The organism is Corynebacterium faecium (genome assembly GCF_027257105.1).
Taxonomy (GTDB): Bacteria; Actinomycetota; Actinomycetes; order Mycobacteriales; family Mycobacteriaceae; genus Corynebacterium; species Corynebacterium lehmanniae.
Genome location: NZ_JAPYJX010000001.1, coordinates 254,435 through 279,039 on the forward strand (window position 1 = coordinate 254,435; position 24,605 = coordinate 279,039).

Annotated in this window: 27 protein-coding genes and 1 pseudogene; 10 read left to right on the forward strand and 18 right to left on the reverse strand. The window is 65.0% G+C overall.

What is annotated here, in order from left to right; all coding sequences use genetic code 11:
- Positions 1 to 3: 3 nt before the first annotated feature.
- Entirely contained in the window at positions 4 to 1,182 is a 1,179-nt protein-coding gene (locus O5O53_RS01310) for a hypothetical protein (protein WP_269508356.1), read from the forward strand.
- A gap of 252 nt (positions 1,183 to 1,434) precedes the next feature.
- Here the strand turns inward: O5O53_RS01310 and rplE are convergent, their stop codons facing one another.
- Genes rplE through rplN form a run of 3 tightly spaced genes read right to left on the reverse strand, consistent with a single transcriptional unit; the run spans position 1,435 to position 2,708 of the window.
- Positions 1,435 to 2,022, reverse strand: coding sequence for a 50S ribosomal protein L5 (gene rplE / locus O5O53_RS01315; protein ID WP_181889811.1), 588 nt, complete (start codon positions 2,020 to 2,022; stop codon positions 1,435 to 1,437).
- Entirely contained in the window at positions 2,022 to 2,336 is a 315-nt protein-coding gene (gene rplX / locus O5O53_RS01320; protein ID WP_181889810.1) for a 50S ribosomal protein L24, read from the reverse strand. The genes rplE and rplX overlap by 1 nt, the downstream gene beginning before the upstream one ends.
- Positions 2,337 to 2,339: 3 nt before the next feature.
- The gene (gene rplN, locus O5O53_RS01325) at positions 2,340 to 2,708 is read right to left on the reverse strand and encodes a 50S ribosomal protein L14 (RefSeq protein ID WP_038609661.1); all 369 of its coding nucleotides are present in this window, start codon (positions 2,706 to 2,708) and stop codon (positions 2,340 to 2,342) included.
- Between the two features lie 370 nt (positions 2,709 to 3,078).
- Between rplN and O5O53_RS01330 the strand changes: the two genes are divergently transcribed.
- The 4 genes and pseudogenes from O5O53_RS01330 to thiD form a co-directional block, all read left to right on the forward strand.
- On the forward strand, positions 3,079 to 3,870 hold the full coding sequence (locus tag O5O53_RS01330) for a formate/nitrite transporter family protein (protein WP_181889808.1): 792 nt from the start codon (positions 3,079 to 3,081) through the stop codon (positions 3,868 to 3,870).
- Between the two features lie 28 nt (positions 3,871 to 3,898).
- Positions 3,899 to 5,743 carry a GTPase gene (locus O5O53_RS01335; protein ID WP_269508358.1) on the forward strand — a complete coding sequence of 615 codons (1,845 nt, stop codon included), beginning with the start codon at positions 3,899 to 3,901 and terminating at the stop codon, positions 5,741 to 5,743.
- Positions 5,736 to 7,328, forward strand: a complete 1,593-nt coding sequence (locus O5O53_RS01340; RefSeq protein WP_269508361.1) for a GTPase — start codon at positions 5,736 to 5,738, stop codon at positions 7,326 to 7,328. The genes O5O53_RS01335 and O5O53_RS01340 overlap by 8 nt, the downstream gene beginning before the upstream one ends.
- Positions 7,329 to 7,350: 22 nt before the next feature.
- Positions 7,351 to 8,160: pseudogene (gene thiD, locus O5O53_RS01345) on the forward strand (bifunctional hydroxymethylpyrimidine kinase/phosphomethylpyrimidine kinase); the annotation flags it as partial.
- Here the strand turns inward: thiD and O5O53_RS01350 are convergent.
- Together O5O53_RS01350 and O5O53_RS01355 are read right to left on the reverse strand one after the other, a co-directional pair.
- Positions 8,148 to 10,148 carry a sucrose-specific PTS transporter subunit IIBC gene (locus O5O53_RS01350; protein WP_269508363.1) on the reverse strand — a complete coding sequence of 667 codons (2,001 nt, stop codon included), beginning with the start codon at positions 10,146 to 10,148 and terminating at the stop codon, positions 8,148 to 8,150. The pseudogene thiD and the gene O5O53_RS01350 overlap by 13 nt on opposite strands.
- Before the next feature lie 12 nt (positions 10,149 to 10,160).
- On the reverse strand, positions 10,161 to 11,429 hold the full coding sequence (locus tag O5O53_RS01355) for a glycoside hydrolase family 32 protein (protein ID WP_269508365.1): 1,269 nt from the start codon (positions 11,427 to 11,429) through the stop codon (positions 10,161 to 10,163).
- 18 nt (positions 11,430 to 11,447) lie between these two features.
- Between O5O53_RS01355 and O5O53_RS01360 the strand changes: the two genes are divergently transcribed.
- The 3 genes from O5O53_RS01360 (at position 11,448) to O5O53_RS01370 (ending at position 13,481) form a co-directional block, all read left to right on the forward strand.
- On the forward strand, positions 11,448 to 12,314 hold the full coding sequence (locus tag O5O53_RS01360; protein WP_269508368.1) for a carbohydrate kinase family protein: 867 nt from the start codon (positions 11,448 to 11,450) through the stop codon (positions 12,312 to 12,314).
- Between the two features lie 249 nt (positions 12,315 to 12,563).
- A complete protein-coding gene (locus tag O5O53_RS01365) occupies positions 12,564 to 12,785 on the forward strand; it encodes an antitoxin VbhA family protein (RefSeq protein WP_269508370.1) in 222 nt (73 codons plus the stop codon).
- Positions 12,786 to 13,481, forward strand: coding sequence for a Fic/DOC family protein (locus tag O5O53_RS01370; protein WP_269508373.1), 696 nt, complete (start codon positions 12,786 to 12,788; stop codon positions 13,479 to 13,481).
- 228 nt (positions 13,482 to 13,709) lie between these two features.
- On the opposite strand, the gene glmS is transcribed toward O5O53_RS01370, so the two are convergent.
- The 13 genes from glmS to rpsJ all read right to left on the reverse strand — a co-directional run bounded on the left by glmS (position 13,710) and on the right by rpsJ (position 23,108).
- The gene (gene glmS, locus O5O53_RS01375; protein WP_181889800.1) at positions 13,710 to 15,575 is read right to left on the reverse strand and encodes a glutamine--fructose-6-phosphate transaminase (isomerizing); all 1,866 of its coding nucleotides are present in this window, start codon (positions 15,573 to 15,575) and stop codon (positions 13,710 to 13,712) included.
- A gap of 103 nt (positions 15,576 to 15,678) precedes the next feature.
- Positions 15,679 to 17,766 carry a PhoX family protein gene (locus tag O5O53_RS01380; protein WP_269508375.1) on the reverse strand — a complete coding sequence of 696 codons (2,088 nt, stop codon included), beginning with the start codon at positions 17,764 to 17,766 and terminating at the stop codon, positions 15,679 to 15,681.
- A gap of 155 nt (positions 17,767 to 17,921) precedes the next feature.
- Complete coding sequence (gene rpsQ / locus O5O53_RS01385; protein ID WP_181889797.1) at positions 17,922 to 18,206, reverse strand: 30S ribosomal protein S17; 285 nt, start codon at positions 18,204 to 18,206, stop codon at positions 17,922 to 17,924.
- A 2-nt stretch (positions 18,207 to 18,208) separates the two neighbouring features.
- Positions 18,209 to 18,448, reverse strand: coding sequence for a 50S ribosomal protein L29 (gene rpmC, locus O5O53_RS01390; RefSeq protein WP_085956803.1), 240 nt, complete (start codon positions 18,446 to 18,448; stop codon positions 18,209 to 18,211).
- Positions 18,448 to 18,864, reverse strand: coding sequence for a 50S ribosomal protein L16 (gene rplP, locus O5O53_RS01395; protein WP_181889796.1), 417 nt, complete (start codon positions 18,862 to 18,864; stop codon positions 18,448 to 18,450). The genes rpmC and rplP overlap by 1 nt, the downstream gene beginning before the upstream one ends.
- 3 nt (positions 18,865 to 18,867) lie before the next feature.
- Positions 18,868 to 19,611 (reverse strand): 30S ribosomal protein S3, encoded by a 744-nt coding sequence (gene rpsC / locus O5O53_RS01400; RefSeq protein WP_181889795.1) that lies wholly within the window; start codon positions 19,609 to 19,611, stop codon positions 18,868 to 18,870.
- Positions 19,611 to 19,970 (reverse strand): 50S ribosomal protein L22, encoded by a 360-nt coding sequence (gene rplV, locus O5O53_RS01405; protein WP_070475001.1) that lies wholly within the window; start codon positions 19,968 to 19,970, stop codon positions 19,611 to 19,613. The genes rpsC and rplV overlap by 1 nt, the downstream gene beginning before the upstream one ends.
- A 3-nt stretch (positions 19,971 to 19,973) precedes the next feature.
- Complete coding sequence (gene rpsS, locus O5O53_RS01410) at positions 19,974 to 20,249, reverse strand: 30S ribosomal protein S19 (RefSeq protein ID WP_018017481.1); 276 nt, start codon at positions 20,247 to 20,249, stop codon at positions 19,974 to 19,976.
- Between the two features lie 16 nt (positions 20,250 to 20,265).
- Positions 20,266 to 21,099 (reverse strand): 50S ribosomal protein L2, encoded by an 834-nt coding sequence (gene rplB, locus O5O53_RS01415; RefSeq protein ID WP_181889794.1) that lies wholly within the window; start codon positions 21,097 to 21,099, stop codon positions 20,266 to 20,268.
- Positions 21,100 to 21,141: 42 nt separating this feature from the next.
- Positions 21,142 to 21,447 carry a 50S ribosomal protein L23 gene (gene rplW, locus O5O53_RS01420; protein ID WP_070475003.1) on the reverse strand — a complete coding sequence of 102 codons (306 nt, stop codon included), beginning with the start codon at positions 21,445 to 21,447 and terminating at the stop codon, positions 21,142 to 21,144.
- Positions 21,448 to 22,113 (reverse strand): 50S ribosomal protein L4, encoded by a 666-nt coding sequence (gene rplD, locus O5O53_RS01425; RefSeq protein ID WP_181889793.1) that lies wholly within the window; start codon positions 22,111 to 22,113, stop codon positions 21,448 to 21,450. It lies immediately after the preceding gene.
- Positions 22,110 to 22,766, reverse strand: coding sequence for a 50S ribosomal protein L3 (rplC, locus tag O5O53_RS01430; RefSeq protein WP_181889792.1), 657 nt, complete (start codon positions 22,764 to 22,766; stop codon positions 22,110 to 22,112). Before rplC ends, rplD begins: the two co-directional genes overlap by 4 nt.
- A gap of 36 nt (positions 22,767 to 22,802) precedes the next feature.
- Positions 22,803 to 23,108, reverse strand: coding sequence for a 30S ribosomal protein S10 (gene rpsJ / locus O5O53_RS01435; RefSeq protein WP_034997227.1), 306 nt, complete (start codon positions 23,106 to 23,108; stop codon positions 22,803 to 22,805).
- Positions 23,109 to 23,699: 591 nt separating this feature from the next.
- Between rpsJ and O5O53_RS01440 the strand changes: the two genes are divergently transcribed.
- Together O5O53_RS01440 and O5O53_RS01445 are read left to right on the forward strand one after the other, a co-directional pair.
- The gene (locus O5O53_RS01440) at positions 23,700 to 24,242 is read left to right on the forward strand and encodes an Asp23/Gls24 family envelope stress response protein (protein WP_181889791.1); all 543 of its coding nucleotides are present in this window, start codon (positions 23,700 to 23,702) and stop codon (positions 24,240 to 24,242) included.
- A gap of 3 nt (positions 24,243 to 24,245) precedes the next feature.
- Complete coding sequence (locus O5O53_RS01445) at positions 24,246 to 24,548, forward strand: hypothetical protein (protein WP_269508380.1); 303 nt, start codon at positions 24,246 to 24,248, stop codon at positions 24,546 to 24,548.
- Positions 24,549 to 24,605 lie beyond the last annotated feature (57 nt).

The window sequence follows — 24,605 nt, forward strand, 5'->3', positions numbered from 1 at the left end:
CCGATGTTCTACGACGAAGCACTCCAACACGCCGGATCCACAACTGCCTCAGCGCTCGGTGCCCTACAAACCGCGAAGGCATTCCTCCACGGCTTCGCCCGCTCCTGCACGGCGAGGTGGCCGGAAGTCGCGGCCATCATCAACAGCATCGAGTTCGAAGAATCAACGAGGGACTTTTCGCTTAGCGACGACGCACGTGCCCGGATGGACACCTGCTACGACCAACTCGACCACGCAGCTGACGATGCCTGGCCCGAAGACCCAAACCCGCTGGACACCATCGCCATGAATGCGCTGGACGCCGTCGCGGACCTCACCTCGAACAGGGTGAAGTACTGGGAACAGTTGGGGGTCGCACTGTCCCCCAACAAAGATGACTACCTCAACTTCATCCGTCTGCTCGCTGCCGCACGCAGCCGGGTCACCGGCGAAACGCTCCACTTCGCCGAGATCGACGACGTCGGCAACGTGTTCGTATTCGAAGATTTCCTTCCACCCGCGCTCGCGGAGGACGAAACTGGCTTAGCAGACACCATGATCGAACGCGCGGACGTCGATAGGCACAGCGTCACCGTTGCAAACGAACCTGGAGTGGTGTCGATTGTTGGTCCCATAGAGACAGTGCGGAAGATCTACGACGCAAACGTGGAAGCCGAAGCCGCTGCAGCAGCCGCACGCACCACTTCCCCTGCCCGGCCGGCCGAGGACCGCGCTGGGTACGAGCCACTCGTCGACTTCACCACGGACTGCCCTGTGAGGTTCGACGAGGTACTGGCGGCGATGGGCAATCCCGAGCCGACCCCCATCATCGACCGCATGAATTGGAACGAGTTCCTCGGAAACGGGTACCAGGCGACCCTGTCATTGGATGGGCAAGCGTTCGCTGCCAGGGCGACCGAGAAGGACGGGGTGGTGACCGAGCTCGAGATCAGCCCGCACAACAACGCCAGTTTCCTGGGCATCCCGTTCCACATCCCGACGCCGAGATTCACCGAGAAGCTCGACGACCTCGGCATCCCCTGGGCCGACGATGGGCGCTCAGGAATTGTCCTCTACGAGCATTGGGTCACCCTTTACAACCACGGCAGCCGGATCGAAGCCGTCCTGTGGCACAACCCGGAAACCCTCTCCGATGTAGAGCTGCTCGACCTCGCGTTCCCGCCCGAAGCCGGCAATAGATAACAGGTGCGGCCGGGCAGTCGCACACCCTGGCGCACAGATTTCGAACGGAAGATTTCGAAACTACCCGTTTTAGCGCCGTTTTCGAAGTCCTTCGCTCGAAAAGTACGAATGGCAAGACGCCCGAGGCACCAAAGGCTCACCGGCACGCGAAACCCAAGCATCCTGAGCTTGAGGTCTGGTTTACCCCCCACACGCAAAACGCCCCCGGTCCAGAAAGAACCGGGGGCGCCAAACAGCCAAGCAAGCGAACGCTTATGCGCGCTTCATCTTGCCGTCCTTGTCGGCGAACGGGAAGCCGAGGTGCGTCAGCAGGGCGCGACCCTCGTCGTCGTTCGTGGCGGTGGTGACGAGCGTGATGTCCATGCCGCGGACGCGATCGATCTTGTCGATGTCGATCTCGTAGAACATGGTCTGCTCGGACAGGCCGAAGGTGTAGTTGCCGTTGCCGTCGAACTGCTTGTCGTTCAGGCCGCGGAAGTCGCGAATACGCGGCAGGGCCACGGTCAGCAGGCGGTCCAGGAACTCCCACATGCGGTCGCCGCGGAGGGTGACCTTCGCGCCGATCGGCATGCCTTCGCGGAGCTTGAAGTTAGCGATGGACTTCTTCGCGCGACGCAGCTGCGGCTTCTGGCCGGTGATCGCGGTGAGGTCCTCGAGCGCGCCGTTGATGACCTTGGAGTCGCGGGCGGCGTCGCCGACACCCATGTTCACGACGATCTTGGTCAGGCCCGGGATCTGCATGACGTTGTCGTAAGAGAACTGGTCGTTCAGCTTGGTGCGGATCTCGTCCTGGTAACGCGTCTTCAGGCGGGGGGTGTAGTTCTGAATGCTCTCAGTCATTAGATGTCCTTCCCGTTCGACTTGGCTACGCGGATCTTCTTGCCGTCCTCGTCGAAGCGGTAGCCGACGCGGGTCGGCTTGCCGTCGGAGTCCAGGATCATCACGTTGGACACGTGGATCGGGGCTTCCTGGGTGACAATGCCGCCGGACTCGGCGCCGCGCTCGGTGTAGGAGTTTGCGACGTGCTTCTTGATGCGGTTCACGCCCTCGACCAGGACCTTGTCACGCTGCGGGTACGCCTCGATGACGCGGCCCTGAGCGCCCTTGTCCTTGCCGGCGATGACCTGGACCATATCGCCCTTCTTGATCTTCATAAGTTAGATCACCTCCGGTGCGAGAGACACGATCTTCATGAAGCGCTTGTCGCGCAGCTCACGAGCGACCGGGCCGAAGATGCGGGTGCCGCGCGGCTCGGTGTCGTTCTTGATGATGACGGCAGCGTTCTCGTCGAAGGAGATGTAGGAGCCGTCCGGACGACGGGTTTCCTTCTTCGCGCGGACGATGACAGCCTTGACGACCTCACCCTCCTTGACGTTGCCGCCCGGGGCAGCTTCCTTCACGGTGGCGACGATCGTGTCGCCGATGCCGGCGAAGCGTCGAACAGAACCGCCGAGAACGTTGATGCACAGAATCTCGCGTGCACCAGTGTTGTCGGCGACCTTCAGACGCGATTCTTGCTGAATCACAGTTGGTCTCCTGACCTGGATCAATGTGCGCCAGATTTCCGTCCTGCACGCACGTGGTCAATGTTTGCGGTGCCCATTGCTTATCGACGAACCACCACGTGGTCGAAGGGTCTCGGATGCGCAGCTCGGAAACGCGCGTTGCACCCGACCAGCAGTAGACAACTGGAGTATTCAACCACGAGCTGGGCGATTCCCCAAATCCGTGCGCGTGCAGCTTCGTGCGCCACTGGCGTCGCCGTCCGGGAGCCTTACTTGCGTCTGTGAATCTAGACACACGAAACGCAACAAGCACCAACACGGCAGGTCAGCGGCTTCCCGGCGGTATCGCCAGGTTTCGCCATAAGATATTACCTCTTGTACGTTAAAACCCGTGAGTTTTTACGAAGCCGCCCCTACGGCGATTAAGAACAAGGTTGACCTCTTTTCCGAAGAGCCCGCCCGGTTTGCCACTCGTGCAGTACTGGCGGGCGTGTATCTGGGGATCATGACGGCGTTCGCCGCCTCCACTGCCCAGCTGACGGACACGTACGCCCCGGGGTGGGGCAAGTACGCGTTCGGCGGCATCTTCGCCTCCACGCTGTACATCATCATCGTGCTGCAAGGCGAACTCGCCACAGGCGACATGATGTTCATGACCTATGGCGCGATCCACAAAAAGAACACTGTGGTCAGGGGTCTGTTGCTGGTCCTGTTCGTCACCATCTTCAATCTCATCGGTGCAGTGGTGATCGCATGGCTGATTTCCCGCACCACCATGGGCCAGCTTGTGGAAGTGGACGGGTTCCTCCACGACTTGCTGGTGGCCAAGCTGCAAAAGTCCAGTTCAACACTTTTTGTCGAAGCAATCCTGGCCAACGTCGTGGTCAACATCGCCTTCATGCTGGCAACCCAGGCGGGCAAAGACTACAGCGCGAAGCTGTGGGGCGTCATCCTGATCATCCCGTCGTTTGCGACCATGAGCTACGAGCACTCCATCGCGAACTTCATCCTCACCAGCCTGGGCGGCTTCACGCTCGGCCCGGATGTGATCGAGGGCTTCACCAACTGGAACGTGATCCGCAACTGGGTCGTCGTGTGGCTGGGCAACTTCGTCGGCGGCGGCTTCATGATGGGCGGGCTCTACGGCTGGCTCAACCTGACCAAGACGGACTACAAGGACTAGTTCCCCGCCGTCTGCCAGAATGGGACGGGTGAATACACCTGTTTCCCACTCGGCTCCAGATGTCCTTCAGGCCGTGCGCGGCGTGCGCGATGCGGTGGCGGACACGGCACTGCCTGTCGATGTCGCTTCCGAAGCCCGCGCCATAGTCAATCAGCTCGACGACTATGTGCTGCCGCGCCTGGCCAACCTCGACGCACCCCTGCTCGCCGTCATCGGCGGCTCCACCGGCTCCGGCAAGTCCACCATTGTCAACGCGCTGCTGCGCGAGCGGGTGTCTAACCCGGGCGTGATCCGCCCCACCACCCGTCAGCCGGTGCTGGTGGCCAACCCGGGCGACGCGGACTGGTTCAACTCCCCGCAGGTGCTGCCCGGCCTGGCCCGCTCGCACGGCGCGGGCGACGAGCGCTCCACCACCCTGCGTGTCGTGGACACGCCCCGCATCCCGGAGGGCTTGGCGCTTCTCGACGCCCCCGATTTCGACTCCATCGACGACCAGAACCGGGCCCTGGCGTCCCAGCTCCTCGCCGCCGCGGACCTGTGGATCTTCGTCACCACCCCGGCGCGCTACGCGGACCAGCTGGTGTGGAACTTCCTCAACGACGCCGCCGGCCGCGGCATCGAGGTCGTGGTGGTGCTCAACCGCGTCGACGACAAGGCCGCGGAGACGGTGCCAGACGACTTGCGCCGCATGATGAACGACGCGGGACTTTCCAAGGCCACCGTATTTACCGTCCCGTTTGTGGCGGACCTTGGTGGCGAGCAGTCCGGCGAGTTCCTGGGCGAGGAGCTGGTCGCACCGCTTCGCGAGTACCTGACCACGCTCGCGGACGACACCGCCGCCCGGCGCGATGTGGCCGGCAAGACCGTCGCGGGTGCGGTGGAATCGGCGCTTACCCGCGTGGATGCCCTGGTGGGCCGCCGCGAGCGCCAGGAAAACTTCGCCAACCAGCTGGACGAGTCGATCCACGAGTTCTACACCGCCGCGAACCGCCATGTCATCGACGCCACCTCCGACGGCAAGTTGCTGCGCTCGGAGGTGATGGACCGTTGGCAGGACGTCGTCGGCACCTCGGATGTGTTCCGTGGTTTCGAGCGCTGGTTCTCCAGCGCCGTGGACAAGGTGGGCAGCTTCTTCACCGGCCAGCCCGCGCCGCTGCGCGAGGTGGAGACCGAGATCGAGTCCGGCCTGCATGCCGTGATCGTAGACGCGGCCGAGACCGCCGCGTCGCGCGCGTGGTCCCACACCGGTTCGGTGGCCCCGGAGCTGCGCGCGGACGCGGATCCGGCGCTCGCCCGCGCCAGCGCGGACATCTCCGACAAGGCCGCGCAGCTGGTGCGCGACTGGCAAAAGGACATGGTGCAGCACATCCAGGACACCGCCGGCGACAAGCGCCAGCGCGCCCGCCTCATGTCGTTCGGTCTGAACGTGGCCACCGTGGCGCTGATGCTGGTGGTCTTCGCCTCCACGGCGGGCATTACCGGCGGCGAGGTGGCCATCGCGGGCGGATCCGCCGTGGTGGGCCAGAAACTGCTTGAGACGATATTCGGCGAGGACACCGTGCGCCGCATGGTCGTCCAGGCCCGGGAGGACTTAAACCAGCGCCTGGGCGAGCTGTTCGCCGCGGAGCGCGACCGCTACCACGTCTTGACGGATCCGCTGCTCGAGGGCGCGACCGCCGAGCAGATGCGGGAAGCTTCCGCGGAGGCGAAGCGCGCTGTGGACGTGAGGCTCCTTGGGCTCGTCGATAGGCAAGAAGCCCCGCAGCTTCCCGCGAAGCAGGAGGATGTGGAGGAAAGCTTCGAGCGCGGCACGCTGCGCGGGCTGTTCGACCAGCTGCGCGGCAACTTTGGCAAGGGGGACGGCAATGTTTAGGAAGAAAGCTGGCCTGACCGAGCGGCTGGAGGCGCTGGATCAGGCCGCGCAGATCGGCGCGCCGTACCTTTCGCCGGGCAACCGCGAGGGCCTCGAGCGCGTGGCGAAAGCCGGCGCGGAACGCCGCGCGCTGTCCGGCGACCACACCGTGGTGGGCTTTTTCGGCGCCACCGGCTCCGGCAAGACCTCGCTGTTCAACGCTGTTGTTGGCGAGGACCTGGGCAAGGCCGCCGCGCGCCGCCCCACCACCTCCTCGCCGCTGGCCGCCATCTGGGAGCCGGACGGCTCCGAGGAGCTGCTGGACTGGCTGGGCGTGGAGGACCGCCGCGCCCGCCAGGGCGAGTTCGCCCGCGGCGCTGGCCCGCTGATCCTGTTAGATCTGCCCGATTTCGACTCGGTGGAGGCGTCTAACCGCGCCATCGCGGAGCGCCTTGCCGGCCAGGTGGACGTGCTGGTGTGGGTCTCCGATCCGGAAAAGTACGCGGATTCCGTCATCCACGACCAGTTCATCCGCCCGCACGCCAACCACTCGGCCGTGACGTTGGCGGTGCTGAACAAGTCCGATCTGCTCGCCGCGGGAGATGTCGGCACCGTCGCGGACTCGTACGCGGGGCTTTTGCGTGACGACGGCCTCACCAACGTCCAGGTCGTCCCCACCTCCACCCTGACGGGCGACGGCATCGACGACCTGCGCGCCGCGATCGCGAAGGTGGCCAAGGCGCACACGGCGCAGACCGCCCGCATCGAGGCGGACATCCGCTCGGTCGCCGAGGGGTATGCCGGGGTGAGGGGCGCCGGAGGCGTCGCAAAGAATGCGAAGCGCGACATGGACGCCGTACTGGCGCAAGCCGCCGGCGCGGACCGCATCGCGGAGACCACCGCCGCGGCTTACCGCAAGCGGCTGCGCGAGCGCACCGGGTGGCTGCTGACCTCCTGGATCACCCGCTTCAAACCCGACCCGCTGCGCCGGCTGGGACTGCGCGAAGCATCCGACGAGATCGGGGTGCACCGCAGCTCCATGCCGGAGCTCGACGCCGCGTCGAAGGCCGTGGCCAACCGGGGCGTGCGCGACTACGCGGGCGCCGTCGCCGACGGGCTGCCGCACGAGTGGTCCGCCGCCGTGGCTGACCGCGCCGAGGAGGTCTCCGCCGGCCTGCCCGCGGAGCTGGACCGCGCCGTGGCCCGCACCACGCTGCCCGCAGAGCCGTCCAAGGGCTGGTCGCTGCTCACCGTGATCCAGTGGCTGGCGCTGCTCGCCGCCCTGGTGGGTGTGCTGTGGTACCTGCTGGTCGCGTTTGTGCCGGGTGTGCTCACTCCCCTACTCGGCGGCGACCTCGTCCCCGACGTGGAAGGCTGGCCGATCCCGACGCTGCTGATCATGGCGGGGCTGCTCACCGGCCTGGTCATCGGCCTGATCTCCGCGGTGTTCGGCGGGATGCTCGGCTCCGGGGTGAAGCGGCGCACCCGCTCGGCGGTGCAGAAACAGGTCGCCGAGGTCTCCCAGACCGCGGTGGTGGAGCCGCTGCTGGCCATCCGGGAAGACTACTCCCGCTTCGCCGAGCGCATCGCCGTGGCCGCGGGGTAGTTTCCCGGTACGGTCGGCGAATATGGCACGAATTCCCAGAGTCTTTTCCATCGCCGGCACCGACCCCACCGGCGGCGCCGGCATCCAGGCCGACCTGAAATCCATCGCAGCCGCCGGCGGCTACGGCATGTGCGTGACCACCGCGCTGGTGGCCCAAAACACCCAGGGTGTGCGAGAGATCCACACTCCCCCGCAGTCGTTTCTGCGCGCGCAGCTCGACGCGGTGTTCGACGACATCGAAGTCGACGCCGTGAAGATCGGCATGCTCGGCGACGTTGAAACCACCCGCACCGTGGCCGACTACCTCGCCGCCCACCCGGTGCCGGTCGTGGTGGTGGACCCGGTGATGGTGGCAACCTCCGGCGACCGCCTGCTGTCCGCCGACGCGGAGGAGGCCCTGCGCCAGCTAGTCCGCGACCACGCCACGGTGGTCACCCCGAACCTGCCGGAGCTGGCGGTGCTCACCGGCCAGCCCGAGCCGGAATCCTTCGAGGCGGCGGTGGAGCTGGGAGAGCGCTACGCCCGCGAGGCAGACGTGCAGGTCCTAGTCAAAGGCGGCCACCTCAGCGGCGAGCGTGCCTCCAACGCGCTCGTTGCCCCCGACGGCACCACCCACGTCGCCGAAGTTGCCCGCGTAGCGACGAAAAACACCCACGGCACCGGCTGCTCCCTATCCTCCGCGCTGGCAACACGCATGGCACTCGGCAGCGCCACTGACGCCGTTACCTGGGCCTCCGAGTGGCTCCACGAGGCCATCGCCCACGCCGACGAACTCCACGTCGGCCGCGGGAACGGCCCCGTGCACCACTTCCACCGCCTCTACCGGCTGGCCGGCGGGGTCTGAGCCTCGGCCGCAGCCGGCTTCGGCTCCACGGAGAACAGCTTGTCGCCGGCGCTGACGCTGCCGGGCAGCAGCAGGCCCGGCAGGACCTCGCCGACCTTCTTCATGTTGGACACCACTACCGGGGTGGTTACCTCGTAGCCAGCGGCCTCGATGCCCTCGATGTCGAAGGTGGCTAGCAGATCGCCCGCGCGCACCTCGTCGCCCTTTTTCACCTGCGGAGTGAAGTGCTCGCCCTTGAGGTTGACGGTGTCGAAGCCGATGTGCATGAGCACGTCCACAGGCTTGCCATCGGAGCCGGTGCCGCGCACCGCGTAAGCGTGGGCGGAGGGGAAGGTGACCACCACTTTGCCGTCGAGGGGTGAGCGCAGCTCCCCCACCGACGGGCGGATCCCCACGCCCTCGCCGAGTTTGGCCTGGGCGAACATCGGGTCGGAGACGTCCGCAAGCGGCAGCGCCTCGCCGGTGAGCGGGGCCGCGATCGGCAGCGCGTCCGCCGATGCCTCGCGCAGCGTCGCCGCCGCGGCCGCGTCGGCCCGCGAATCCTCCGGGGCGTCCGGGTCGATGGTTCCCTGCTTGCGCACCAGGTAGAGGCCGTAACCGTACGCGGCCGCGAACGCGATGACGAACGTGACGGCTGCCAGCGCCAGGAACGTGGGCATATCGCCGGGGCGCATGGACACAACTCCGATGAAGCCGGCGGCACCGAGGGCGGTGGCCTTGACGTCGAAAAGCGCAATGAGCATCGCACCAATGGCCGCCGCGCCCATGCCGATGTAGAACGGCCAGCGCAGACGCAGGTTCACGCCGAAGATCGCCGGCTCGGTGATGCCGAAGACCGCCGAGACGCCCGAGGACCCCGCCAGGCCCTTGAGCTTGGCGTTGCGCGCCAGGAAGTACACGGCCAGCGCCACCGCGCCCTGCGCGATGTTGGCCATGGATGCCGTGGGGAAGATAAACGAGCCGCCCGTGTTGAACAGCTCCAGCTCGATCGGCGGGAAGGACTGGTGCAGGCCAGTGATCACGATCGGCGAGTACACCAGGCCGAACAGGAACCCGCCGACCGGGCCGCCGAGGTCGTACAGGCTGGCCAGGCCGTGAATGAGCAGGTCGCCCAGCCAGCGCACGAACGGGCCGACCGCGATGAACGTGATGAACCCGGTGATCAACAGCGTGGCCAGCGGGGTGATCAAGAAGTCAGCGGTGCCCTTCAGACGGCGGTGGAACCACTTCTCAATCGTGGCAAGGATCCACGCGACCACCAGCACCGGAAGCACCGCGCCCTGGTAGCCGCCCTGCGCCACCGGGAAGCCGAACAGGTCCCAGTACGGCATGGTGCCGTCCGCCATGGACGTGGCCACGTCGTAGCCGTTGACCAGCGCCGGGTGCACCATCGCCATGCCCATGCCGGCGCCTAAGTACTCGTTGCCGCCGAAGCGCTTCGTCGCGGAGAAGCCCACCAGCACCGGCAGGAAGGCGAACGGCGCGGACGACAGCACGTTGATGATCTCGGTCAGCCCCTGGATCTGCGGGAACATCCCCACCAGGGATTCGTCGCCGAACAGCCCCTCTGCGGTGAGCACGTTGTTCAGCGCCATGAGCAGGCCGCCGCCGACCAGGATCGGAATCAGCGGCACGAAGATGTCGGAAAACACCTTGATAAAGCGGGTGAACCAGTTGCCCTGGTCCGCCGCCACGCTTTTCAACTCCTCGGTGGAGACCGCAATGCTTCTCGACGTCATCGCGTCCATCGCCGCAAACACCCTGTCCACGTCGCCAGGGCCGACAATGATCTGGTACATCCCGCCGGTTTCGAACACGCCCTTGAGGTCTGGGTCGTTTTCCAGCGCGGCGGTGTCCGCCAGCGATGAATCCTTCAGCACCATCCGCAGGCGCGTGGCGCAGTGCGCCGCGCCGACGATGTTGTCCTCGCCGCCCACGGCGGCCAGCACTCGGCTGGCCACGTCCCTATGTTGCACAGTTGTTCCTTCCTATTGAGGTGTCAGCGCCGACCACTGCGCCCCACCGGGAGCAAAGACGGCAAAAGAAAACGCGACTTCCCCGTCGCCCGCGGTGCACTCCACCGCCGCGCCGTCCGCAGTAAGCACCAGCTCACCCGCGGCGCACTCGGCCCACCGGATGCGTCCTGCCACGTCAACCAACACTGTTCCGCGCCCTGTGCCGTCCGGCCTCCAGGTCACGGTGGCGCACGTGTGCTCCTCCTCTGCGACGAGGTCCGCTGCCCAGGGCGCGTCCCCCAGCGCTACCCGCTCGAGCAGCATGTCGTGTGCGTCCGGAATCTGCAGGGCGGTGGCCAGGTGGCCGTCGATAAGCGAAAGCTCCCTGACCAGCGTGAGCTGATGCACCCACCCCTCCGCGGGGAAGCTGGGGGTGTCGTCGCGCGCGGGCAGCCCCATCCAGCCGAGCATGAGCGCGCCGCCGTCGTTGTCGCTGATGAGCTGCGGCGCGTAGAACTCCGAGCCGTAATCCAGCGGCGTGAAATCCCGCTCAACTTCGAACCGCAGGCCTTCAAGCTTGCCGACGACGTACCCGCACTCGTCCGAATCCGGAAACTGCGGGCAAAACACGAACACGTCGCGCGTCTCGCCCGTGGCCTGATCCCGCATGCGCAGCAGGTTCGGGCACTCCCACATGTAGGCCGAGGCGACGTTGTAGTTCAGGCCCGCGAACTCGATCTCGCCGGCGAATTGCCACCTGTCCAGGTCGTCGGAGGTGTAGAGCACAGCTGCGCCGGTGCCGTTTTCGCGCTGGGCCCCCAGCACCATCCGCCACGTGCCGTCCAGCGCCTGGGTGACGTGCGGGTCGCGGTAGTGCGCGGTGTAGCCGTCCGCGGGGCCATCGATCGCGGGATTGGTGCCGCGGCGGCGGTAGGTTCCGCCCATGGGGCCTTCGATGTCGCCCACGTCCACGATGTTCTGGCTGGTCAGCCGCTTCCCGTCGCGCTTGACGTTGCCGGTGTAAAACAGGCGGATCTGGCCGTCGTGCACCACGCCCGAGCCGGAGTAGCAGCCGTTTTCGTCGTACGACACGCCCGGGTAGAGCGCGTCCGGGAAGTGCCGCCACACGCCCGAGCCCAGCGTGGTCACCGCATGCCCCCAGCCGGTGCGTTTGGGCTGGGCGGGAAAGGACGGGTCGTGCTGGTAGAACACATGCAGCTCATCGCCGAGCAACATCATCCCGTTAGGGTCGTTGAGCCTGCCCTGAGGCGCGGTGAGGTGGTGTTTCGGCCGGTACGACATGTGTTTATTCTATGACGCATGATCACCGTGTACGGCGAAGCCCTGGTCGACCTCGTGCCGTCCGCCCCCGGCCCGCTCGCGCCGCTCACCCCGGCGCTCGGCGGCGGCCCGTTCAACGTGGCCCGCGCGCTCGGGCGCTTCGGCTCTCCTGTGGCGTTCCAATCGCGCCTCTCCTCCGACGCGTATGGCGCGGCGCTGCGGCAATCACTCATCGACGAAGGCGTCGACCTCTCGAAATGCCCCAGCGGCAGCGAGCCCACCACCCTCGCAGTGACCGCATTGCGTGACGACGGCTCCGCCTCCTACACCTTCTACGTCAACGGCACCGCGGACCGGCTCGCCCAACCGGTGCCGGTGGAGAGCGGCTACGCAGTGTTCGGCACGTTGTCCCTGGCCCTGGAACCCGGCTCGCTGCGCTACGCAGAGGCCGCGCGAGTCAGCGCCGACAACGGCGCGATCGTGTGCCTGGATCCCAACCTACGGCCCGCGTTTTCCTCCGAGAAACACCGCCTGTTCCTGCGTGGCTTGCTCGAATCGGTCACGGTGCTGAAGCTTTCCGACGAGGAAGTCGAATTCCTTGGCGACACCTCACACGTGCCCGTCGTGGTGACCACCCTCGGCGGCGAAGGCATCCGTGTCCGTGCACCGTTCGGTGTTTGCGAAGTGCAGGCCCCCACTGTGGAGGTCGCGGACACCATCGGCGCCGGCGACACCATCATGGCCGCGCTGGTGCACCAGTTCGACGCCCGCGGCCTCGACCGTTCCGCGCTGTTGGCGCTGGGCGCGGACGAGTGGCGCGAGATCCTGGACTTCGCCGCCCGCGCCGCCGCCATCACCGTTTCCCGCACTGGCGCCGACACCCCGTACTTGCACGAGCTGGCGTAGGCGCGGATCTGCGCGGGTCTGTGGGGTTCCGGTCTGGCACCGTCTTCTCACCCCCGGCGCGCGGATCTGCTAGTTCCCCGCCCCGCCCTCTTCCAGGTAGCTAGCAGATCACGCTCTTACCAACAACGCCTTTCAACATCAACTGCATAAACAAAAACTTGGACAGTTGATCTGCTAGTGCCGTCCAAAGCGGAACTAGCAGATCCGCAGGGTTCCGCTTCTACTCCTGAACAGGTAAAATGCTGCACCATGACCGACCCGCGCAGTGAAGACCAAAAGGTTGCCGCCGTGAACGCTTCCATGGTCATGGCGGGGCAACCCCTATCAGCCGAAGCAGAAGCCGCCGGCCGCAAAATCATCCGCGGTGAGATTTCCGACGACGAGGCAGTGCTGGAGTACCTCGAAAGGAATGGCCTCGGAAATTCATCCCGCGCGGCAGAGCTTCGCCGACGTATCGCGGGCGCGGCGTAAATGGCCGAGAAGTCCGGCGCCGCACCGGACAACTATTTCGGCATTGACAATGCCGCCAAATTAGAAGTCATTGCAGGTGAGTTGGCTGCTCGTCGCCTATTCAAGCTCGAGCTCTGCGAAACCCTCACCGAGTTCACCCGCGAATCACTCCTGCGCACCCACCGCTACCTGATGCAAGACATCTACCCGTGGGCGGGCGAGATCCGCGCCGAGGAGGTCGGCGCAATGGGAATGGCCATGTGCCGGGCGCAGTACGTCGACACTGAGCTTGACCGGGTCATGGGCCGCATCGCGAAGATGCCGCCGTCATCTTCTGACATCGAGTCTGCGGTGCGGACCGTCGCAGATCACTGGAGCGAGCTCACAATCGTGCACCCGTTCCGCGACGGCAACTCCCGCACACAGCGGTACTTCTTCGATCAGATGCTGCGCGCCGCAGGGTGGGCGGTGGACTGGACGCGTATCGACGCCACCGAGGCGCACGCTGCCCGATACGTTGGCGCCGCAACTGCCGACCCCTCGTTTCTCGCGCAGGTACTGCGCCCCGGCGTATTCGCCCCGACAGATCTTCCCGACGGCAGTGGCTCGCTCAGCAAGACGCAAGGCCAAAGAGCTGGTGCAGCTGAGGTCTTCCACCGGATGATGGAGTTCCGTCGCGCAAATCCCGGAGCGGCGTGGTCTCCCGCTTCTCGCTAACTCGGGCCCGATCGGCGGATCGTCTAGCGGCTCACCACCGCTGCTATACGATCACGCTGCTAACGACAACTTTTTCCAACATCACCTGGGCAAACGCAACACCCGGTGCGTGATCGTCTAGCACTCTCCTACACACTGCTAGACAATCCGCGAAACCGGCACAAAAGAAGGCACCGGGCAGGGACGAAACCGCCCGAGAGCCCGGCGCTATAAACGCCCGAAGTTCCCCTACTCCACCGTCACGGACTTAGCCAGGTTGCGCGGCTGGTCCACGTTCAGGCCGCGGGCCTCCGCCACGGAGGAGGCGAAGATCTGCAGCGGGATGGTGGACAACAGCGGCTGCATCAGGCCGGCGGACTGCGGGATGCGGATGATGTGGTCTGCGTATGCCTCCACGTCCGTGTCGCCGTCTTCCGCGATCACGATGGTCACCGCACCGCGGGCGCGGACCTCCTGGATGTTGGAGACGACCTTGGCGTGCAGGTTATTGCGGGAGCGCTTGGACGGCACGATGATGAACACCGGCTGGCCTTCCTCCACGAGCGCGATCGGGCCATGCTTGAGCTCGCCAGCGGCGAAGCCCTCGGAGTGCAGGTAGGCCACCTCCTTGAGCTTCAGCGCGCCTTCGAGAGCGACTGGGAAGCCGACGTGGCGGCCTAGGAACAGCACGGACTTCGCGTCCGACATGTCCTGGCCCAGCTGCTTGACCTGGCCTTCGTTGTCCAGCACCTGCTGGATCTTGTCCGGCATTTCCTGCAGCTCGTCCACGATCTGGCGGATCTCGTCGGCGTACTTGTTGCCGCGCACCTGTGCCAGGTACAGGGCGAGCAGGTAGGCGGCCACGATCTGGGAGATGAACGCCTTCGTCGACGCCACGGCGATCTCCGGGCCGGCGTAGGTGTACAGCGACGCGTCCGCCTCGCGCGGGATGGAGGAGCCGACGGTGTTGCAGATCGCGATCACCTTCGCGCCCTGCTCGCGGGCGTGGCGCACGGCCATAAGCGTGTCCATGGTTTCGCCGGACTGGGACACGGCCACCACGAGGGTGCGTTCGTTGACGATCGGGTCGCGGTAGCGGAACTCGTGGGCGAGCTCCACCTCCGTCGGGATGCGGCACCAGTGCTCGATGGCGTAGCGCGCTACCTGGCCCGCGTAGGAGGCGGTGCCGCAGGCGACGATGATGATTTTGTTGATGGAGCGCAGCACGGATTCGTCGATGCGCAGCTCGTCGAGGATGAGCTTGCCCTGTTCGTCGAAGCGTCCGTAGAGGGTGTCGCGGACGGCGGTGGGCTGGTCGTGGATCTCCTTTTCCATGAAGGAGTTGAAGCCGCCCTTTTCCGCGGCGGTGACGTCCCATTCGACGGTGAACGGCTTGGCTTCGGCGGGGTTGCCGTCGAAGTCGCAGACCTCGTAGCCCTCGGCGGTCAGGGTGACAATCTGGCCGTTGTCCATCTCCACGGCGTCGCGGGTGAATTCGATGAAGCCAGCGACGTCGGAGCTGAGGAAGTTTTCGTTCTCGCCGACGCCGATGACCAGCGGGGAGTTCCAGCGCGCTGCGACGATGCGGTCCGGGTGGTCTGCGTGGATCGCCAGCAGGGTGAAGGCGCCTTCGAGGCGCTGCGCGGTCAGCTGCATCGCGCGGGTGAGGTCGCCGTCTGCTTCCTTGTCGTAGATGTCCAGCAGCAGGGTGCCAGCGACCTCGGTGTCGGTCTCGGAGACGAAGCGGTAGCCCTTATCGACGAGCTCCGCCTTCAACGCCGAAAAGTTCTCGATGATGCCGTTGTGGACCACAGCCATGCGGCCGTCGCCGACGACGTGCGGGTGGGCGTTCGCGTCGGTCGGGCCGCCGTGGGTTGCCCAGCGGGTGTGCCCGATGCCGAGCTTGGAAGCCGCAATGGGGTTGTCCGAGATTTCGGCTTCCAGGTCTGCAACTTTGCCGGCCTTCTTGCGGCACTCGATGACGCCGTTGTTGGCAACCGCGACACCGGCGGAGTCGTATCCGCGGTATTCGAGGCGGCGCAGTCCCTCGACAATGACATTTTTCGCGTCGCGCTCAGCGGTGCCGGCGCCTACGTATCCAACGATTCCACACATGGGGAAAAATTTTACTCCAGTTTAGTTGTCTGTAGAAAGTGGAAAACCCGCCACGGGCCACGAGTGTGGACAGCGGCGGGTTCGAGCAAACGGCACCTAGCGTTTAGGCCTTCTCCATGCCGATCTTCTGGCCGTCGGTGCGGAACACCTGTGCCACAGCCGGGCGCGGAACGGAGTTGCCGCCGTCTGGCCAGTGGGACGCGGGCTTTTCAAAGGTGGCGTCGTCCTCCTCGCCTGGGTGCTGGACGTTGACCAGGACCAGCTCGTCGGTGACGATCGGGCCGCAGGTCTCAGCGGCGTACGGCACGGTGAGGAAGCACAGCACCTGGCCGCGGTTCTCACCCTCGAGGCCCACGGCGTACAGGCCGTCGTTAGTGCCGAGCGCGTTGCCGTCGGTGGAGATCCACAGGTTGCCGTGGGAGTCGAACGCGACGTTGTCCGGGCAGGAAATCGGGGACACTTGCTCCTTGGGGAAGCCGCCGAAGTAGGTCGACGCGGCGTTCGGGTCGCCGCAGACGAGCAGCAGGTTCCACTTGAACTCGGTGCCTGCGTAGTCGTCCTCGATCTCCATGACCAGGCCGTTCTTGTTCTCGCGGATCGGCGCGTACTCGGTGACGTCTTCCTTGCTCTTCTTGGCGTTCTCGCCGGTGGCGCCGCGGTAGCTGTTGTTGGTCAGCGCGACGTAGAGCTTGCCGTTGACCGGGTTGACCTCGAAGTCCTCCGGGCGGTCCATCTTCGTGGCGCCGACCTCGTCTGCGGCGAGGCGGGTGTAGATGGCCACCTCTTCGCCGGTGAAGCCGTCCACGTGGGACTCGGCGGTGCCGTCGGCATGGGCGGTCAGCAGCGGGATCCACTTGCCGGTGCCGTCAAAGTCGCCGTCCTTGGGCAGGTCGCCGTCGCCGGTGATCTCGCCGGCCTCGGAGTTGCCTTCGAGGTTGGCGACGTAGAGGGTGCCCTCGTCGAGGATGGTCATGTTGTGGGCGACGTCGCCCTCCTTGACCTTCTTGGAGGAGACGAACTTGTAGATGTACTCGAAGCGCGCGTCGTCGCCGGAGTAGCACACCACGGTGCCGTCCTCGGTGACGTGGACGTTGCCGGCCTCGTGCTTGAAACGGCCCAGGGCGGTGTGCTTGACCGGGACGGACTCCGGATCGTACGGGTTGATCTCAACCAGGTAGCCGAAGCGGTTGAACTCGTTCGGCTCCTTCGCCAGGTCGAAGCGGTCGTGCAGGCGCTCCCACTTGCGCTGCGACGCGTCCTCGGACACGCCGAAGCGCTTCACGTCCGCGGCCGGGCGCTCACCGGTGACGGCGGCGGCGTTGGCCCAGTACTGGTCGATGTTCTCCTCGCCAGAAAGGAAGGTGCCCCACGGGGTCACACCGCCGGAGCAGTTGTTGAAGGTGCCGAAGACCGTGGTGCCGGTCGGATCGGCGGAGGTCTTGAGCAGGTCGTGGCCGGCAGCCGGCCCGACGATCTTGAACTCGGTCTCGCCGGTGATGCGGCGGTTCAGCGGGCCGAACTCGCGCTTGAGCTCACCGGTCTTGGGGTCCTTGGACACCTCGAGGACGGTGTGGCCGTGGCTGGCAATGCCGATATTGATCTGCTCGTCCGTCGGGTTCTCCGGATCGTAGTTCGGCAGCATCTGCGGTTCAGTGGAGTACTCGTGGGAGCAGACGTAGAGCATGCGGTTCTTGTCGGTCGGGTGCTCCATCAGGCCGGCGAAGTCGTTGTTGAAGCCGAACTGGCGGGCTGCAGCTGCGGCGGTCTGGTTGTTCGGGTCGAACTCAGGCGCGTCCTCGTACACCGGGTCGCCCCAGGCGATCAGCACAGAGGTGTCGTAGCCCGCCGGGACGACAACCTCGTCCTTCTCGTTCGGCTGCACGCCGTCGAAACGCATGCCAGCAGCCGGCTTGATCTCAGCCTTCGCGACCTCGGTGCTGGTGGAGGTGGCCGTCGCGGATTCGGTGGTTTCCGCCACATCCTCGTCGACGCCGCAGGCGGCGAGCAGTGCGCCGCCGCCGAGGGTCACGGTGCCAGCACCGAATGCCTTCAGCACGCCGCGGCGGGACATCAGGTCGCCGAAGTACGGGTTGTCGGAATCGTTGGTGCAATCGCCAGCACACGCGTTGCCGCACTTGTAGGTACAGGTCAAAGACGAGCGCTTGGACTGGAACATACCCTTGATAGGCATGAGTTCTCCCGGGAAACGTAAACAGAGTTTGGCCTGGAAGAAGTTACTCAACACGAGTAAATGAGCGCCGAAATCCAGATGAACAGTTGTCAAACACACGAAAAACCCGCCCAACACGAGGTTGGACGGGTACGACGTCGAAAAGCTAGGTGCTCTTAGCGAGCCTTCTCGATGATGTCGACGAGACGGAAGTGCTTGTCCTTGGACAGCGGACGCGTCTCCTCGATGAGGACGAGGTCGCCGATGCCGGCGGTGTTCTCCTCGTCGTGTGCCTTCACGCGGGTGGTGGTACGCACGATCTTGCCGTACAGGGCGTGGGACTTGCGGTCCTCAACCTCGACGACGATCGTCTTGTCCATCTTGTCGGACACAACGTAGCCACGACGACGCTTCTGCACTGCCTTGACCTTGGTGTTCTCAGTCACGTTTGCCTCACTCATGGTTATGCCTCAGCTCCCGTGGACTCCGGGACAACGGACAGGCCGAGCTCGCGCTCGCGCAGCACCGTGTAGATGCGAGCGATGTCGCGCTTCACGGTGGAGATGCGGCGGTTGTTGGTGAGCTGGCCGGTCGCGAGCTGGAAGCGCAGGTTGAACAGCTCCTCCTTCGCCTCGGTCAGACGGGTGCGCAGCTCATCGTCGTTGAGCTCGCGGAACTCAGATGCGGGGGTACCGGTTGCCATTAGAACTGGTCCTCCTTCTTAATCACGCGGACCTTGCACGGCAGCTTCGCGCCAGCGCGGCGCAGAGCCTCGATTGCAGTCTCCTCGTTCGGGTAGGACATTTCGAAAAGAATGCGGCCAGGCTTGACGTTGGCCACCCACTTCTCCACCGGGCCCTTACCGGAACCCATACGCACGCCGAGCGGCTTCTGGGTCAACGGGCGATCCGGGAAGATGTTGATCCACACCTTGCCACCACGCTTGACGTGGCGGTTGATGGCGATACGTGCGGACTCGATCTGGCGGTTGGTGATGTACGCCGGCTCGAGCGCCTGCAGGCCGTAGTCGCCGAAGGTGATCTTGTTGCCGCCCTTGGACACGCCCGTGCGGTGCGGACGGTGCTGACGGCGGTACTTCACGCGCTTAGGGATGAGCATGAATTAGCCCTCCTTCTTCTGCTCTGCACGCTGGCGACGCTGGCCGCCGCGGCGCGGGCGACGGTCGCCACGGCCACCGCGCTCGTTCTTCGGAGCGTTGAGCTCGGACTCGCGGACACCGCCCACGACGTCGCCCTTGTAGATCCACACCTTGACGCCGATGACGCCAAAGGTGGTGTGTGCTTCTGCCGTGCCGTAATCGATCTCTGCACGCAGGGTGTGCAGCGGAACGCGACCCTCGTGGTAGCGCTCGACACGGGACATTTCCGCGCCGCCGAGACGGCCGGACGTCATAACCTTGATGCCCTTGACCTGCGGGTTGCGCATCGCGGACTGGATGGCCTTACGCATGGCGCGACGGAACGCGACACGGTTGACCAGCTGCTCAGCGATGGACTGTGCAACCAGGGTTGCGTCGGCATCGATGTTCTTGACCTCGATGATGTTCAGCGCGACCATCTTGCCGGTGAGCTTCTCCAGCTCGCGGCGGATGCGGTCTGCCTCTGCGCCGCGACGGCCGATGACGATGCCCGGACGAGCGGTGTGGATGTCCACACGCACGCGGTCGCGGGTGCGCTCGATGACGATGTCGGAGATGCCGGCGCGCTCGAGGTTCTTCTCGAGGTACTCGCGGACCTTGATGTCCTCCGCAACGTAGTCAGCGTAGTTCTTGTCGGCGTACCAGTGGGACTTCCAGTCGGAAGTGATACCCAGGCGCAGGCCGTGCGGGTGAATCTTCTGGCCCATTACTTGGCCCCTTCCTTGGACTCGACAACAACGGTGATGTGGGAGGTGCGCTTCCGGATCTGGAAGGCGCGGCCCTGGGCGCGCGGCTGGTAGCGGCGCATGGTCGGGCCCTCGTTTGCGTAGCACTCGGAGATGACGAGCGTGCGCGGGTCCAGGCCGAAGTTGTTCTCAGCGTTGGCCGCTGCGGAGGCGACAACCTTCGCAACGTCCTTGGCAGCACCCTGCGGTGCGTACTTCAGGATCGCGAGGGCCTCGGCAACGTCCTTGCCGCGGACGAGTGCCAGCACGCGGCGGGCCTTCATCGGCGAGACGCGGACAAACTTGGCCGTCGCGGATGCAGTGGTGATGGTGTCAGCCATTGCTTATCGACGTCCCTTCTGTTCCTTGACGTGACCCTTGAAGGTCTTGGTCGGTGCAAACTCGCCGAGCTTGTGGCCGACCATGGACTCGTCGACGAACACCGGCACGTGCTTGCGGCCGTCGTGGACGGCGAAGGTGTGACCGATGAAATCGGGGAGAATGGTCGAACGGCGCGACCAGGTCTTGATGACCTGCTTGGTGCCAGCCTCGTTCTGAGCGTCCACCTTGTTGAGGAGGTGCTCGTCGACGAACGGGCCTTTCTTCAGGCTACGTGGCATGTCTGTTTACCTCCTCTTAGCGCTTCTTCGAGCGGCGGCGCCGCACGATCATGTTGTTGGAATAACGGTTCGGGTTGCGGGTGCGGCCTTCCTTCTGGCCCCACGGCGACACCGGGTGGCGGCCACCCGAGGTCTTGCCCTCGCCACCACCGTGCGGGTGGTCGACCGGGTTCATGACCACACCACGCACGGTCGGGCGCCAGCCCTTCCAGCGCATGCGGCCGGCCTTGCCCCAGCGGATGTTGATCTGGTCGGCGTTGCCGACTTCACCGATGGTGGCGCGGCAGCGGATGTCCACGCGACGGATCTCGGAAGACGGCATACGCAGGACTGCGTAGTTGCCTTCCTTACCCAGCAGCTGGATGGACGCACCGGCGGAGCGGGCGAGCTTGGCACCAGCGCCCGGCTTGAGCTCCACAGCGTGGATGGTCGTACCGGTCGGGATGTTGCGCAGCGGCAGGTTGTTGCCGACCTTGATGTCGGCGTTCGGACCAGCCTCGACGACGGTGCCCTGGGTCAGGCCCTTCGGAGCGATGATGTATCGCTTCTCGCCGTCGTAGTAGTGCAGCAGCGCAATATTTGCGGTGCGGTTCGGGTCGTACTCGATGTGAGCGACCTTTGCCAGCACGCCGTCCTTGTCGGAGCGGCGGAAGTCGATCACGCGGTAACGGCGCTTGTGGCCGCCGCCGCGGTGACGGGTGGTGATGTGGCCGTGAGAGTTACGGCCACCCTTCTTCGGGAGCGGGCGCAGCAACGACTTTTCCGGGGTCGAGCGAGTGATCTCCTCGAACGCGGAAACGGAGCTGGCACGGCGACCCGGAGTTGTCGGCTTGTACTTGCGAATAGCCATAATGGTTCCTTTTCTATCGTCCTCTTCGCTGTGCGATAGCCGTTAGGCCGTCGCACCTCCGAAGATGTCGATGGAGTCGCTGCCCTCGCGGAGCGTGACGTAGGCGCGCTTGGTGTCCTTGCGCTGGCCGTAGCCGGTGCGGGAGCGCTTGCGCTTGCCCTCGCGGTTAGCGGTGTTCACCGATGCGACGTCGACGCCGAAGATCTGCTCCACGGCAATCTTGATCTGGGTCTTGTTGGCCGACGGAGCGACGAAGAACGTGTAGGTGTTCTGCTCCATCAGGCCGTAGCTCTTCTCGGAGAGCACGGGCGCGATGATGATGTCGCGCGGGTTCGCGATCTTAGCCATTTACTTCTCCTCCTCCGCAGCGGCGGTAGCGAGCTCCTTGCCGCGGTTGACGAAGGTGTGCAGCGCCTCGACCGAGAACACGACATCGTCAGCGTTGAGTACGTCGTATGCGTTCAGCTGGGTCGGCTCAATGATGTGAACGCCCGGCAGGTTCCTTGCGGAAAGGCGGGAGTTCACGTCATCACGGCCGATCACCAGCAGAACCGACTTGCGGTCCGTGAGGCGCTCGATGAAAGCGCGGGCGGACTTGGTCGACGGGGTCTGGCCCGGAACCAGGTCCTCCACGATGTGGATGCGCTCGTTCTGTGCGCGGTTAGTCAAAGCGCCTGCGAGGGCAGCCTTGATCATCTTCTTCGGGGTGCGCTGCGCGTAGGAACGCGGCTGCGGACCGTGCACGGTGCCACCGCCGGTGAAGTGCGGCGCACGGGTGGAACCCTGGCGTGCGCGGCCGGTGCCCTTCTGGCGGAACGGCTTCTTGCCGCCGCCGGAAACCATGCCGCGGGTCTTCGTCGCGTGGGTGCCCTGGCGAGCTGCAGCAAGCTGTGCGTTCACAACCTGGTGCATCAGCGCCACGGAAGCCTCGCGGTCGAAGAACTCGGCCGGGAGATCGACAGAGCCCTTGGTGGCTCCGTCAGCGGTGTGGACGTCAAGCGTCAGGTTCGTCATGCGTGAGCACCGCCCTTCACTGCGGTCTTGACGGTGACAACGGAACCCTTTGCGCCCGGGATGGCGCCCTTGATCAGGATGAGGTTGTTGTCGCCGTCGATGCGTTGGATCTTCAGGTTCTGGGTGGTAACGCGGTTACCGCCCATGCGGCCTGCCATGCGCGTGCCCTTGAACACGCGGCCCGGGGTTGCGCAGGCGCCGATGGAGCCCACGCGGCGGTGCGCAGCCTGGTTACCGTGTGCGGCACCCTGGCCGGCAAAGCCGTGGCGCTTCATGGCGCCGGCGTAGCCGTGGCCCTTGGTGGTGCCGGCAACGTCCACGTAGGTGTCGCCCTCGAAGATGGTTGCGTTGAATTCCTGGCCGAGCTCGTAGCCCGAGGTGTCCTCCATGCGGATCTCGGCGACGAAACGGCGCGGGTTCACGCCGGCCTTCTTGAAGTGGCCGGCCTGCGGCTTCTTTGCCTTACGGGGATCGATGTCGCCGTAGGCGATCTGGATGGCGGAGTAGCCATCGGTCTCAGGGGTACGGATCTGGGTGACCACGCACGGCCCAGCTTCGACGACGGTAACCGGGATAACACGGTTGTCCTCGTCGAAGATCTGGGTCATGCCGAGCTTCTTGCCCAGAATGCCCTTGATCTGGTTCTCAGACATGTTGTTAGTTCTCCACTACTTACGTTGGGGATTGCTCTACTGGATGTTCACGTCGACGCTTGCTGGCAGGTCGATGCGCATGAGCGCGTCCACCGTCTTGGGCGTCGGGTCGAGAATGTCGATGAGGCGCTTGTGAGTGCGCATCTCGAAGTGCTCGCGAGAATCCTTGTACTTGTGGGGAGAACGAATAACGGCGTACACGTTCTTCTGGGTGGGCAACGGCACCGGGCCCACGACGCGGGCACCCGTGCGGGTGACCGTCTCGACGATCTTCTTCGCGGATGCGTCGATCGCCTCGTGGTCGTAAGCCTTGAGCCTGATGCGGATCTTCTGTCCCGCCACGCTTACCTCTTCCTCGCATCCCCACGTTCGTCCTTATTCTCTCCCGCTCATTTCGAACGGAGTGAGAAACGGGCGAAGCGGTGGGGTTTGTAGCTTCTAGTTTCTCTATAACGTTGTCCGGGCTGGGCCCTTGGCTCAACGCCAGTGTCGTTTCTGACTGCCATGACACGTCCGGAAGGTGACCGAGCAAATTCATGCTGTTTCAGTGCTTCCGCCAAGGCGTGCCCGTCCATAAGCACATGCCTGGGTGTCAGACTCGGAAGGGCGCGTGACCCTTGCGTACTGCCGCTGTGAATTTGCCATGGCCCTTCTCCGGTTTCTTCCGGTTGGAAGGTGTCATGCTTGCCTGGCCACCGGCCGGTTTCGCCCGGCCCATGTCAAGGCAACCCGGGTATTAAAACACAAGGTTGCAGGAAGCACAAGCCCCGCTTCACGACGAACCTCCGGCGAGCCCACGAATATTGCAACTTGGTATCACCTTCTCCTCACCCCAGCCCGAGCGATTAGATCTGTGTACCCTTTATTTCCAGACCGTGCGCCTCACATCCGGAGGTCACGGATGCACAGTATTTACAGATTGAAAGGACCGTCATGGCCGACAAGAACGTTAACGAGACCTCTGCAAACACCGCAAAGACCACCGGCGCTAACACCCCGGCTTCCTCCTCTACCGCAGTGGAGCCGGAGCAGGTCCGCCCGCGCAACGAGAACCTGGAGACCGAGCACGGCTCCACCGTCATCGACGACAACGTTGTGGGCAAGATCGCAGGCATCGCTGCCCGTGAGGTCTCCGGTGTGAACAACCTGGGCGGCGGCGCTGCCCGCATGTGGGGCGCTGTGCGCGAGTCCCTGACCTCCTCCACCAACGTCCAGCAGGGCGTCAACGTGGCGGTCGAGGACGGCCACGCTTCCGTCGCCGTCGCCATCATCGCCGAGTACGGCGTGGCCATCCACGAGCTGGCTAACGCTATCCGCGAGAACGTCACCGTCGCCATCACCCGCATGACCGGCCTGATCGTGGACCGCGTGGACGTCACCGTGCACGACGTGCACCTGCCGGAGCAGGAGGGCGCCGAGCAGCTCGAGGACACCAACGCGAACTACCAGGCTGTCAACCAGCCGATCAACCAGTAAGCCATGGCCTACACCCCCGTTAGCCGCGAGGTTGCGGAGGGCGTCCGCGATGCCGCCGTCGCTGTCGACGGGGTCGCCGCATTGCACGGCGGCCGCGTCGGCGAGATCGCGACCTACCTGCCCAACACCCGCATCGAAGGCGTGAAAGCCGTGACGCGGGACGGCCGAAACGGCTTCGAAGTGCACTTCGTCTTCGATGTCGCCTCCGGCCGGAAGGTGCAGGACGTAGCCGAGGATGTCCGCACTGCAGTGCTCGGCGCATCCGACGCGGAGTTCGTGGACGTTGTCGCAGGCGACGCGCAGTAGCGGTTCCCGCCGCTGCGCTGCCCGCCCCAACCTCATAACCCGAAACGTGGTTTTATT

What these genes read in the sequence shown, in the direction of transcription:
- O5O53_RS01310 (WP_269508356.1), top strand. Translation starts at nt 4, where the DNA reads ATGTTCTACGACGAAGCACTCCAACACGCCGGATCCACAACTGCCTCA.
- rplE (WP_181889811.1), bottom strand. Translation starts at nt 2,022, where the DNA reads ATGACTGAGAGCATTCAGAACTACACCCCCCGCCTGAAGACGCGTTAC.
- rplX (WP_181889810.1), bottom strand. Translation starts at nt 2,336, where the DNA reads ATGAAGATCAAGAAGGGCGATATGGTCCAGGTCATCGCCGGCAAGGAC.
- O5O53_RS01340 (WP_269508361.1), top strand. Translation starts at nt 5,736, where the DNA reads ATGTTTAGGAAGAAAGCTGGCCTGACCGAGCGGCTGGAGGCGCTGGAT.
- O5O53_RS01355 (WP_269508365.1), bottom strand. Translation starts at nt 11,429, where the DNA reads ATGTCGTACCGGCCGAAACACCACCTCACCGCGCCTCAGGGCAGGCTC.
- O5O53_RS01360 (WP_269508368.1), top strand. Translation starts at nt 11,448, where the DNA reads ATGATCACCGTGTACGGCGAAGCCCTGGTCGACCTCGTGCCGTCCGCC.
- O5O53_RS01365 (WP_269508370.1), top strand. Translation starts at nt 12,564, where the DNA reads ATGACCGACCCGCGCAGTGAAGACCAAAAGGTTGCCGCCGTGAACGCT.
- O5O53_RS01370 (WP_269508373.1), top strand. Translation starts at nt 12,786, where the DNA reads ATGGCCGAGAAGTCCGGCGCCGCACCGGACAACTATTTCGGCATTGAC.
- glmS (WP_181889800.1), bottom strand. Translation starts at nt 15,575, where the DNA reads ATGTGTGGAATCGTTGGATACGTAGGCGCCGGCACCGCTGAGCGCGAC.
- O5O53_RS01380 (WP_269508375.1), bottom strand. Translation starts at nt 17,766, where the DNA reads ATGCCTATCAAGGGTATGTTCCAGTCCAAGCGCTCGTCTTTGACCTGT.
- rpsQ (WP_181889797.1), bottom strand. Translation starts at nt 18,206, where the DNA reads ATGAGTGAGGCAAACGTGACTGAGAACACCAAGGTCAAGGCAGTGCAG.
- rpmC (WP_085956803.1), bottom strand. Translation starts at nt 18,448, where the DNA reads ATGGCAACCGGTACCCCCGCATCTGAGTTCCGCGAGCTCAACGACGAT.
- rplP (WP_181889796.1), bottom strand. Translation starts at nt 18,864, where the DNA reads ATGCTCATCCCTAAGCGCGTGAAGTACCGCCGTCAGCACCGTCCGCAC.
- rpsC (WP_181889795.1), bottom strand. Translation starts at nt 19,611, where the DNA reads ATGGGCCAGAAGATTCACCCGCACGGCCTGCGCCTGGGTATCACTTCC.
- rplV (WP_070475001.1), bottom strand. Translation starts at nt 19,970, where the DNA reads ATGGCTGACACCATCACCACTGCATCCGCGACGGCCAAGTTTGTCCGC.
- rpsS (WP_018017481.1), bottom strand. Translation starts at nt 20,249, where the DNA reads ATGCCACGTAGCCTGAAGAAAGGCCCGTTCGTCGACGAGCACCTCCTC.
- rplB (WP_181889794.1), bottom strand. Translation starts at nt 21,099, where the DNA reads ATGGCTATTCGCAAGTACAAGCCGACAACTCCGGGTCGCCGTGCCAGC.
- rplW (WP_070475003.1), bottom strand. Translation starts at nt 21,447, where the DNA reads ATGGCTAAGATCGCGAACCCGCGCGACATCATCATCGCGCCCGTGCTC.
- rplD (WP_181889793.1), bottom strand. Translation starts at nt 22,113, where the DNA reads ATGACGAACCTGACGCTTGACGTCCACACCGCTGACGGAGCCACCAAG.
- rplC (WP_181889792.1), bottom strand. Translation starts at nt 22,766, where the DNA reads ATGTCTGAGAACCAGATCAAGGGCATTCTGGGCAAGAAGCTCGGCATG.
- O5O53_RS01440 (WP_181889791.1), top strand. Translation starts at nt 23,700, where the DNA reads ATGGCCGACAAGAACGTTAACGAGACCTCTGCAAACACCGCAAAGACC.
- O5O53_RS01445 (WP_269508380.1), top strand. Translation starts at nt 24,246, where the DNA reads ATGGCCTACACCCCCGTTAGCCGCGAGGTTGCGGAGGGCGTCCGCGAT.